This is a genomic window from Photorhabdus caribbeanensis (genome assembly GCF_018448885.1).
Lineage (GTDB): Bacteria > Pseudomonadota > Gammaproteobacteria > Enterobacterales > Enterobacteriaceae > Photorhabdus > Photorhabdus caribbeanensis.
Window position 1 is genome coordinate 81,250 of record NZ_RCWB01000012.1, and the last position, 11,917, is coordinate 93,166.

Annotated in this window: 7 protein-coding genes; 6 read left to right on the forward strand and 1 reads right to left on the reverse strand. The window is 42.3% G+C overall.

Features of this window, described 5'->3' with window-relative positions:
* Positions 1-27 precede the first annotated feature (27 nt).
* The 5 genes from maeB (at position 28) to EAE90_RS10415 (ending at position 8,839) form a co-directional block, all read left to right on the forward strand.
* The gene (maeB, locus tag EAE90_RS10395) at positions 28-2,307 is read left to right on the forward strand and encodes an NADP-dependent oxaloacetate-decarboxylating malate dehydrogenase (protein WP_214053428.1); all 2,280 of its coding nucleotides are present in this window, start codon (positions 28-30) and stop codon (positions 2,305-2,307) included.
* A gap of 101 nt (positions 2,308-2,408) precedes the next feature.
* Positions 2,409-3,284 (forward strand): ChaN family lipoprotein, encoded by an 876-nt coding sequence (locus tag EAE90_RS10400; protein WP_246550599.1) that lies wholly within the window; start codon positions 2,409-2,411, stop codon positions 3,282-3,284.
* Positions 3,285-3,437: 153 nt separating this feature from the next.
* A complete protein-coding gene (locus tag EAE90_RS10405) occupies positions 3,438-4,238 on the forward strand; it encodes an energy transducer TonB (protein WP_214053430.1) in 801 nt (266 codons plus the stop codon).
* An 80-nt stretch (positions 4,239-4,318) separates the two neighbouring features.
* Positions 4,319-6,427 carry a S9 family peptidase gene (locus EAE90_RS10410; protein WP_422615991.1) on the forward strand — a complete coding sequence of 703 codons (2,109 nt, stop codon included), beginning with the start codon at positions 4,319-4,321 and terminating at the stop codon, positions 6,425-6,427.
* Between the two features lie 129 nt (positions 6,428-6,556).
* A complete protein-coding gene (locus tag EAE90_RS10415) occupies positions 6,557-8,839 on the forward strand; it encodes a TonB-dependent receptor domain-containing protein (protein ID WP_214053431.1) in 2,283 nt (760 codons plus the stop codon).
* A 33-nt stretch (positions 8,840-8,872) separates the two neighbouring features.
* Here EAE90_RS10415 and xseA read toward each other — a convergent pair whose 3' ends face one another.
* Positions 8,873-10,246, reverse strand: a complete 1,374-nt coding sequence (gene xseA, locus EAE90_RS10420) for an exodeoxyribonuclease VII large subunit (protein WP_214053432.1) — start codon at positions 10,244-10,246, stop codon at positions 8,873-8,875.
* A 172-nt stretch (positions 10,247-10,418) separates the two neighbouring features.
* Here xseA and guaB point away from each other — a divergent pair, with 172 nt between their 5' ends.
* The gene (gene guaB / locus EAE90_RS10425; RefSeq protein WP_214053433.1) at positions 10,419-11,885 is read left to right on the forward strand and encodes an IMP dehydrogenase; all 1,467 of its coding nucleotides are present in this window, start codon (positions 10,419-10,421) and stop codon (positions 11,883-11,885) included.
* Positions 11,886-11,917 lie beyond the last annotated feature (32 nt).

Sequence of the window (11,917 nt, forward strand, 5' to 3'; positions counted from 1 at the left end):
TCCAGATTGTATATAAAGGATCCGACGATGGATGAAAAATTAAAACAGAGTGCATTGGATTTTCACCAGTTTCCACAACCAGGGAAAATCACGGTTACTCCAACTAAGCCCTTAACAACTCAGCGAGATTTAGCCTTAGCTTACTCACCAGGTGTTGCTGCGCCTTGCCTGGAAATTGCAGAAGATCCATTAGCGGCTTACAAATATACTGCGCGTGGCAATCTTGTGGCAGTGATATCTAATGGTAGCGCGGTCTTAGGATTGGGGAATATTGGCGCATTGGCAGGTAAGCCAGTGATGGAAGGAAAAGGTGTACTGTTTAAAAAATTCTCAGGTATTGATGTATTTGATATTGAAGTTGATGAGTCTGATCCTGATAAATTGATTGATATCATTGCGGCACTGGAGCCGACGTTCGGCGGGATTAACCTCGAAGATATTAAAGCGCCGGAGTGTTTCTATATTGAAAAAAAACTTCGGGAAAAAATGAACATTCCGGTATTCCATGATGACCAGCATGGCACAGCGATAATTTGTACGGCGGCTGTTTTGAATGGTTTGCGGATTATGAAAAAAGAGATTTCAGCGGTGCGCTTAGTTGTTTCTGGCGCCGGTGCTGCCTCAATTGCTTGTATGAACTTGCTGGTTGCGCTTGGGTTGCAACGCAAAAATATTGTGGTGTGCGACTCTAAAGGGGTGATTTATCGTGGTCGCGATAAAAATATGGAAGAGACTAAGGCGGCCTATGCGATTGAAGACAATGGCAGTCGCACATTAAGTGATGTTATCCCTGGTGCGGATATTTTCCTCGGATGTTCCGGCCCTGGCGTGCTGACTCAGGACATGGTGAAAACGATGGCCAAAGATCCACTCATCATGGCGCTGGCAAACCCTGAACCAGAAATTTTGCCGCCATTGGCAAAACAAGTTCGCCCTGATGCAATCATTTGTACCGGTCGTTCTGATTATCCGAATCAGGTTAATAATGTGCTCTGTTTCCCGTTTATTTTCCGTGGCGCGCTGGATGTTGGCGCAACAACCATTAACGAGGAGATGAAGCTTGCTTGTGTTCATGCGATTGCTGATTTAGCGCTGGCGGAGCAGAGTGAAGAAGTGGCTTCCGCCTATGATGATCAGGATCTGTTTTTTGGTCCAGAATATATTATTCCTAAACCCTTTGATCCGCGCCTGATTGTAAAAATTGCCCCGGCAGTTGCTAAAGCAGCAATGGATTCCGGCGTAGCAACCCGTCCGATTAAAGACTTTAGCGCCTATATCGAGAAACTGAATGAGTTTGTCTATAAAACAAACTTGTTTATGAAACCTATTTTTTCTCAGGCTAAGAAAGCGAAAAAGCGTATCGTTTTGGCCGAAGGGGAAGAAGTACGTGTATTACATGCGACTCAGGAGCTGATCTCTCTAGGGCTGGCTTACCCGATTCTCATTGGTCGCCCCAGTGTTATCGAAATGCGTATTCAGAAACTGGGATTGCATATTGAAGCGGGTAAAGATTTTGAAGTCGTTAATAATGAGAATGATCCGCGCTTCAAAAAATACTGGCAGGAATATCATCACATTATGAAACGTCGAGGTGTTTCTGCGGAGCAAGCTCGTCGGGCAGTTATCGGTAATCCAACCTTGATTGGGGCGATTATGGTTCTGCGTGGCGAAGCTGATGGTCTGATTTGTGGTACCGTTGGCAGTTACAGTGAACATTACGAAGTTGTGAGAAATGTATTTGGTTTCCGTGATGGAGTTCATACTGCTGGTGCAATGAATGCACTGATGTTGCCAAGCGGTAATACTTTTATTGCGGATACTTATGTCAATAATGATCCAACGCCTGAACAATTGGCAGAGATTACCCTTATGGCGGCAGAAACTATCCGCCGTTTCGGTATTGAACCAAAAGTTGCGCTGCTTTCTCATTCAAGTTTTGGTTCCACAGATTGCCTCTCCGCACGGAAAATGCGCCAGACGCTGGAGTTGGTGAATAAGATGTCGCCTTCACTTGAAATTGATGGTGAAATGCATGGTGATGCGGCCTTGGTGGAAAGTATTCGTCGTGACATCATGCCAGATAGCCCATTGAAAGGGGCTGCCAATCTGTTAATTATGCCGAATATGGAGTCTGCTCGTATCAGTTATAACTTGTTGCGTGTCACCAGTTCTGAAGGCGTTACCGTTGGCCCAGTTCTGATGGGGGTTTCCAAACCGGTACACATTTTGACGCCAATTTCTTCTGTACGCCGTATCGTTAATATGGTTGCTCTGGCGGCAGTTGAAGCACAAACTCATCCGCTGTAATACTTATTGCCCCTGTTCCCTATATGGACAGGGGCTGTTTGTTGTAAACGATTCTTATTATCTATATGATGCGCAAAACATTAATATGGATAATGGACATGATGAAATTTATCACGCTTGTAAAATCTTTTCTGATTATCTGTGGCTTACTGATCTTATCTGGCTGTGTATCTGTACAACAAAAACCAACCCGCCAAGCGCTTTCACCGGAATTGACTCAACAAGGGGCTATTATCGATCTTAAAACTGGTCACGCCCTGACTCCTGATGAATTGATCAATCGGCTGGCATCACATCAGCGCGTAGTGGTGGGTGAAAAACATGATAATCCATATCATCATCAGATAGAGCTTTGGTTGGTTCAGCAACTTCCGCGTAAAAGAGAACAGGGATCGGTCCTGCTAGAGATGATTAACCCTGATCAGCAGCAAAAAGTGAATAAAGTTAAGAGTTGGCTGCAAACGAAGCCTATCGTACGTGAAAGCCGCATAAAAGAGCTTCTTGCATGGCAAAATGGATGGCCGTGGGAGTTGTATGGCGGACTAGTAATGGAGCTTATATCTCAGCCTTATCCGTTGCTGTCTGCAAACTTGGATCGCAGTGAAATCAAAGCGGCTTACAGCAACCCTCCGCGCCTCCAGGGGAATATCTCTGTTGCTGAAAATGTCAAAGCGCAGATTAAAGCGGTGATTGAAGATGTTCACGGTGGTGAAATAACGGAACAACAGTTATCTGCCATGACAACTATTCAGCAAATGCGGGATCGCAGAATGGCGGAACAGTTACTTAAAGCGCCGGTTCCCGCCACACTGATTGCGGGTGGATATCATGCAACGAAAGTAATGGGTGTTCCTCTACATGTTAAAGATTTATCGCCCCAAGAGGACCTTGTTGTGTTGATCATGGCTGAAAAAAGCAATCTACTGGATAGCCAATATGCTGATTATGTCTGGTATACGCCAGTAAAAAAACCATAGGTATTTTAAACAAATGGTAGTCTTTTCCCTGTATATAACAGGTCTTGGCACAGGGATGTGCTCAAGTTAACGATACATGTAAAAATAATTTTCATTAGCATATGAAATTAATTATCATTACCAAATGATAATTAAAATTATGCGCTATCATCCATGTTGACGCTGACATACCCGGCCTTTCAAACGGGTCATTTTAAAAAAGGACTCGTTTCTGCTATTGCTGCTCACTTCCTTTTAGCTGGCTGGATTATCTACCAGCCAGAAGAAATTGTTGTTGGTGATTTGATGCCGCCGCCGGCGGTGATGATGGAGCTTTCATTGTTGACAGAAGCGACACATCAGGTACAAAAACAACCTATTGGTCTTGAACAACAACTTTCTGTTGCCAGCCGACAGCAGGAAAGTGAGGTTAATGAGATTAAGACGCCTGAACTTATTAAAGATGAACAGGCGCAGATCTTGGTACATAAACCTAAAAAGCAGAAAAAGCACCACGAAGAGATTAGAAAAACACCGCCGGTGAAACGCCAGCAGGTAGAAGAACAAGAGAGTGAAAAATCTCAAAGTAATGTTGCTATGGCGAGCAGTACTGCCACCTCTGCTAATCTGACTTCGCGGGTTGCCGCTGCTTATGACAGTGATTCAAAGGCGGTTGCTGATGCGGATGCGCTATGGCGAGCGGAAGTTGTCGGGCATTTAAATCGGTATAAACGTTATCCAGAGGATGCACAGAGGAGAAACCGCACGGGTCGGCCTACAGTCAGATTCACTATTGATAAACAGGGCTATGTTACTCACAGTGATTTAGTTCGTCGTTCTGGAACCCATTCTTTAGACAGGGAAGCGCAGCGAATTCTGGCAAGGGCGCAGCCGTTGCCAGCTCCCCCCATTACCGTTTTAAACGGTAATGAAATTACAATAGAAATTCCGATTGATTTTAGTTTAACTAATTAATATTTTTGAACGACTTAAGGACAGCAAATATGTTAAGGCAGCAAGCGCGGTTTGCCCTGAAAACTAAAGGGCTGTTATTGATGTTTTTATTGAGCGGCTGGTTGAATTCTGCCGCCGCAGAGGAAGAAATTATGCCACCAAAGGCGATGAAGCAACCACACCATATAACTATCCACGGTGATACTCGTATCGATGATTATTACTGGATGCGGGATGATAATCGTAAGGATCAAAAAGTCATTGATTATCTGACTGCTGAAAATAAATACACCGAACAGATGCTAAAACCCGGTGAACAGCTACGGGATACGTTATACGAAGAAATGGTTGGCAGGATGAAGCAGGATGATCAATCAGTACCCTATACTTATAATGGGTATATTTATCGGACAATCTATGAAACTGGCAAAGATTTCCCGATTTATCAGCGTAAACCGGTTGATGGTTCATTAGATTGGCAGGTACTGGTCGATGGTAATGAGAGAGCTAAAGGTCATGAATATTATCAATTGAGTAATTTTGCGATTACTCCAGATAATAAACGTATTGCGATTGCTGAAGATACACAGGGTCGCCGTAATTATCAGATCTCTTTTAAAGATATCGCTGACGAACAATGGAATAACGATATAATAAAAAATACTTCTGGCAACATTGTTTGGGCGAATGACAACAAGACATTGTTTTATGTGCGCAGGCATTCACAGACTTTATTGCCATATCAGGTATTTCGTCACCAATATGGGACCAATACCAGCGAAGATCAGAAAATATATCAGGAAGAAGATGAGCGTTTTTATTTAGGCATGTCTAAAAGTACTTCCCGTGACTATATTATGTTGTCGATAACCAGTACGTCGACTTCTGAATATTTGCTGATTGATGCGAACAAACCACAAGCGGAACTTCAATTATTTTCTCCTCGCCAAGAAGGCCGGGAGTATTATATTGACCATTTCCGTGATCATTTCTACATCCGTTCAAATCATGAGAATGAAACCTATGGGCTTTATCAAACGGAAGCAATCAATACGCCGTGGAAAATAGTTATTGCTCCGCAGCAGGATAGTGATCTTGAAGATTTCGATCTGTTTAATGACTGGTTGGTCGTACAAGAGCGAACAAAAGGATTACCGACAATTCGTCAGATTAGTTGGCAGACACAGCAAGAAAAACAGATTAAGTTTGATGATCCAAGTTATATGGCATGGATTGATTACAACCCTGAACCCGATACTGATTTTGTCCGTTATGGTTATTCATCCATGACGACGCCAAGCTCAACATTCCAATGGAATATGAAAACAGGTGAGCGGGAATTACTTAAGCAGCAGGAAGTAAAAGGTTTCGATAAACATCATTATGAGAGCCAGCGTATTTGGGTGAAAGCCCGTGATGGCGTTGAAGTGCCGGTATCTCTGGTGTATCGCAAGTCACTGTTTAAAAAAGGCCAAAACCCGATACTGATTTATGGATATGGGGCTTATGGTATCAGTATGGACCCTTCATTTAGTTCACCGCGATTGAGTTTATTAGATCGTGGCTTTGTTTACGCCTTGGTACATGTGCGTGGTGGCGGTGAATTGGGTAAAAAATGGTATCTACAAGGTAAAGTCGAAAATAAAATGAATAGTTTTAACGACTTTATTGATGTGACTAAGGCACTGATTGCTCAGAAATATGGTGACAGCAAACGTGTTTATGCGATGGGAGGGAGTGCTGGTGGTTTGCTGATGGGCACGGTTATTAATCAGGCACCGGAATTATATCGCGGTGTGGTTGCTCAAGTTCCATTTGTTGATGCCGTGACAACCATGCTTGATCCTTCTATTCCTCTGACAGTTGGGGAATATGAGGAGTGGGGTAATCCTGAAAATAAAGAGGATTATTTCCGAATTAAATCATATAGCCCGTATGACAATATAAAACACCAACGTTATCCAAACTTATTGGTTACGAGTGGATTTTATGATTCCCAAGTGCAATATTGGGAACCAACTAAATGGGTAGCAAAATTACGGGATATGAAGGAAGGTAACTCTATTTTGTTATTGGAAACCAATATGAGTGCCGGGCATGGTGGTAAATCGGGTCGATTTAATCGATTAAAAGATACTGCACTGGATTACAGTTTTATTTTAATGCTGGATAATGCTAATAAATATTTTCCACAATTAAAAGATAACTGAAATAAATTATAAATAATATAAATTTGTTATTTGAAGCACTGATAATAATTTATCAGTGCTGAATATTTTTGTTTTCTGAATACTGGTATGTGATCAAATATTGATTTGTATGCATTTGGGATGATTGCAATGAAAATAATGACAAAGATAGCAGGGGCCGGTGTGGTTTTAATTGGGCTTCAAGGGTTTGCTTATGGTGAGGAAAAGCAAGAGAAGAAATCAGATAAGGTAATGAAGTTCAGTAGCCTTAAGGTTTCTGGTTCGCAGGATGATGCGGAAGTGAGGGCAATGGAAAGGCCCGGTTCTTATAGTTCTAAAGGTGAAGATACAAAACTTCAATCAACGGATAGCATATTACGTAGTATGCCAGGAACTTATACGCAAATAGATCCGGGGCAGGGAACGGTGAGTGTGAATATTCGTGGATTAAGTGGATTTGGTCGAGTAAATATGATGGTTGATGGTGTTAGCCAGAGTTTTTATGGCACATCACCCACCAGCATAACCCACGGTAATAGCCTTCAGAGTCAGTTTGGTTCATTAATTGATCCTAACTTTATTGTCGGTGTGGATATTAGCCGGGGACAATCTGATGGATCTGATAGTGTCAACGCATTAGCAGGTAGTGCTAATTTCCGTACAATTGGTGTTGATGATGTGATATTCAGTGGTAATACACTGGGAATACGTACAAAAATGCTCTATGGCGATAATGGAATTGGTCATAATGGCATGATAGCCGTCGCCAGTAAAACTCAGGCTTTTAGTTCTGAAGGATCAATTGGCGCTATGTTGGCCGCCAGTGGACATTCAATTGATGCAAATTATAAAAATGGGGATGGAATATCAAGTGATGAATTTGGTACTAATAAATATTTTAAACAGAAACCAAATTCGCAATTAATGAAATTAAATATTAAGCCAAATGAATTTCATGATATGGAATTAAATGGTCGCTTGTATCACAATAAATTTACCCATCGTCATATTGATAGCGAGGATTTTTATCTGAAATACAACTATAAGCCGTTCAGTGAATTGATTGATATGAAATTGTTGGTTAGCACTAGTGGAAGTGATCAAATATATAATACTGCACTTAATGCGTTAATAAAAAGTAAAACTAAAAATAAGTCAAACACTATTAATCTCAGTAACATCAGCCGTTTTAATTACGGAGATACAGATTTTGATCTGATATTCGGTGGTAAGTTGATGAAAACTGAATATAGTAAGACGACTGATAGTATTTACTCTGATATAGAAGAGGAAGAAAAAAAGAAGGAATATAAAAAGAAAGATAGTGAAGCAAAAGAAAATAATAGTTTCGCACCAAGTGGTAAACAAGATATTGCCAGTATTTATAGCGGATTGAAAATTACTCGTGATATTTACCAAGCTAATATTAATCTTAATTATATTGATTACAGTGTAAAGGGCCATAAACCAGCCTGTGAGCCACGAGTTAACTGTTTCCCTCAAGGTAAAGCCGAATTGAATTTGAAAGAGAGTGGATTTAATCCAAGCGTTCTGCTATCAGCGGAAATCATTCCTGAATTCCAGCCTTTTGTGAGTTATACTCATTCAATGAGAGCGCCGAACGTACAGGAAATCTTCTATGGCAATGAAGGTGGCGCATCAATTAATCCATTCCTGAAAGGAGAAAAAGCAGATACTTATCAAATCGGCTTTAATAGTTACCGTCCAGACATGATTGTAAAAGGAGATACTTTCCGTCTGAAAGCAGCCTGGTATCATACTAAGATAAAGAATTACATCAGTAGTGATTTATATGCTCTATGTAAAGATGGTAGGGTATGCCAATCTTCGAAATTATCAGAAGAAGATTGGAAGCATGTTGACGCAAATTTTGGTATACATATTTATAGCAATAGCATAACTCCGGTAAGAATGCGCGGTTATGAAGTCTCTGCTGATTATGATGTCGGTGTATTTTATAGCAAGTTGGCTTATAGTCGGCAAAAAACAAGCCAACCGACTTCTATTTCTACATCGATTTTTGGGGCAGATCCTGCATCACAATTACCTGAAAGTTTTATGACTTTGGATACAGGGGTTCGCTTATTAGGCGAAAAACTTCGTATTGGAGCGATAGTTAAATATACCGGTAATTCCTATAAGCTAGATTCAGATCCCTATAATCAGGATAGTGATGGGCGAACGGTGATGGAAAAGGAGAAAAAAATTCCAACCGTGGTCGATTTTTACAGTGATTATAAAATAAATAAAAATGTGCTACTTAAATTCTTGGTACAGAATTTGACAAACAGAAACTATTCTGAAGCACTTAATCGTATGAATAATACGGCTGCATTAATGAATGAATCCACTTCTGCTAATCAAACCGCTCGGGGCCGGACTTATATCGCTGGCGCAGAAATTCGTTTCTAGCTTATAGGAAAAATAAGTGGCAAAGGAGTGCCGCTATTTCAGATTTGCAGATCGTTTTTTCCGTTCTTTCTTGATTTTCAACACCTCACTTTCAATCCAGCCATCTTGTAAACGGGTATTCAGGACATCGCCAACATGTACCTGTTTGGTTTGTTTTAGTAATTCTCCATCCGATGTTTGACTGATGCTGTAACCACGGGCCAGTGTTGCCAGAGGGCTAACGGCTTCCATCCGTGAACAGGAAATGGCAAATTTCTCTCTGGAACGGCTGATTTGCCTTTCAATCATTTGTCTTAACCGAAAATCTTGTTGCTGAATCTGTTGGCTATATTGGTGGATCTGCGGGCTAGGTTCAGCGTACCAGAGCCGTTGTTGTAATTTCTCATAAGTCAGGCTGCTTTGCTTTAAGTGCCGTTGCAAACTGTCAGTGAGTCGTTGGCGTAAACTGACCAGTAGATTTTGTTGACGAGCTAGTTGTAAATGAGGATGTTGTTGCTGTAAACGATGAGATAACAGACTGAAAACACGCTGTTTCTGGGCAAAGAAGTAATCCATTGCCATTTCTAACCGTTGTTGTTGCGATTGAATATGGCGTAACAATTCGAGCTGATTACGGCTGACTAACTCAGCCGCCGCTGATGGTGTCGGGGCGCGTAAATCTGCTACAAAGTCAGCGATAGTGACATCCGTTTCATGACCGACCGCACTGACTATCGGAATATCACTGTGAAAAATGGCTCTGGCGACTCGTTCATCGTTGAAACTCCATAAGTCTTCTAAAGAGCCGCCTCCGCGTCCGACAATCAATACATCACACTCCTGCCGTTCATTAGCTAATTCAATAGCCTGGACAATCTGTAACGGAGCGTCTGTTCCCTGAACTGCTGTCGGATAGATGATGATGGGCAATGATGGATCACGGCGCTTTAAAATATTCAAAATATCATGCAGGGCAGCACCACTGGCTGAGGTAATGACACCAAGCTGTTGAGCAGGGGATGGCAGCGGTTTTTTATGGCTTTGGTCAAATAACCCTTCTGTACTGAGTTTTTGTTTCAATAATTCAAACTGTTGCTGTAACAGGCCATCACCGGCGGGTTGCATACTCTCAACAATAAGCTGATAGTCCCCTCTTGGTTCATAAAGCGTGATTGCTGCACGAACCAAAACTTGCTGACCATTTTGTGGTCTGAATGTCACCCGTTGATTGCTATTGCGAAACATTGCAGCCCGCACTTGGGCACGCTCATCTTTTAGCGTGAAGTACCAGTGTCCGGAAGAGGGTTGAGAGAGATTGGATATTTCAGCGCTTAGCCAAATTCTACCCATTTCCATTTCGAGCAGTTGTCGAACTGTCTGATTGAGACGACTGACAGAAAAAATTCCAGTATTAAAAGATAGTGACATGTGAGTAAGATCAAATTTCAAAACAATAACTTAATGTGTTGATACTAACCTGCATCATGAAGTAAGCAAGAAATTTTTTAATAAAATGCTGGAGGCAACCGATTACGTTCTGTATAATGCCGCGGCAATATTTTATCCCTTAAATTTTCAGCAGCTTGGTGAGATATTGCTTATGTTACGAATTAAAAAAGAAGCTTTAACCTTTGATGATGTTCTGTTGGTTCCTGCTCACTCCACTGTTCTACCTAACACTGCTGACCTGTCTACTCAACTGACTTCCACCATTCGTCTAAAAGTTCCAATGTTGTCTGCGGCTATGGATACCGTCACGGAATCCGGTTTGGCTATTGCATTGGCTCAGGAAGGTGGAATGGGTTTTATCCATAAAAATATGTCTATTGAGCGTCAGGCAGAAGAAGTTAGCCGAGTCAAAAAACATGAGAGTGGCGTTGTGACAGATCCTGTCACGGTGGCGCCTGAAACAACGCTGCGTGAAGTTAAAGAATTGACAGAACGTAATGGTTTTGCGGGTTATCCGGTGGTCACTGAAGGAAATGAGCTGGTTGGTATTATTACTGGCCGTGATGTCCGTTTCGTTACCGATTTGGATCAGCCTGTTACTGCGGTAATGACGCCTAAAGAGCGTTTGGTGACAGTAAAAGAAGGTGAAGCCCGTGAAATTGTGTTGCAGAAAATGCATGAAAAACGTGTTGAGAAAGCGCTGGTAGTTGATGAAAACTTTCATCTACTTGGCATGATCACGGTTAAAGATTTTCAGAAAGCGGAACGTAAACCGAACGCCTGTAAGGATGAACGTGGTCGTTTACGTGTTGGCGCCGCGGTTGGCGCCGGTGCCGGCAATGAAGCGCGTGTTGATGCATTGGTTGCCGCTGGTGTTGATGTTCTGCTTATTGATTCTTCGCATGGTCATTCTGAAGGGGTGCTGCAACGTATTCGTGAAACTCGTGCTAAGTACCCAAATCTACAAATTATTGGTGGTAACGTGGCGACCGGGGAAGGTGCAAAAGCGCTGGTAGCGGCAGGCGTCAATGCGGTTAAAGTCGGTATTGGCCCCGGTTCTATCTGTACTACCCGTATTGTTACCGGTGTAGGAGTGCCGCAAATTACCGCTATCTCTGATGCTGTTGAAGCGTTGGAAGGCACTGGTATTCCAGTTATTGCTGATGGCGGCATTCGTTTCTCTGGCGATATTGCCAAAGCTATCGCAGCGGGAGCGTCATGCGTTATGGTGGGTTCTATGTTGGCAGGGACAGAAGAATCACCAGGAGAAATTGAGCTGTACCAAGGACGTTCATTTAAATCTTACCGTGGCATGGGATCATTAGGGGCGATGTCCAAAGGCTCTTCTGATCGATATTTCCAAACTGATAATGCCGCAGACAAACTGGTACCGGAAGGTATTGAAGGTCGTGTTGCCTACAAAGGCTTGCTGAAAAACATTGTCCATCAGCAAATGGGAGGACTGCGTTCCTGCATGGGGCTGACCGGCTGCGCAACTATTGATGAATTGAGAACCAAAGCAGAATTTGTTCGCATCAGTGGTGCAGGCATTCAGGAAAGCCACGTTCACGATGTCACCATTACCAAAGAGTCTCCAAACTACCGGTTAGGTTTGTAATCCATATTTATTGTGGCCCGTATAAGGGCCAC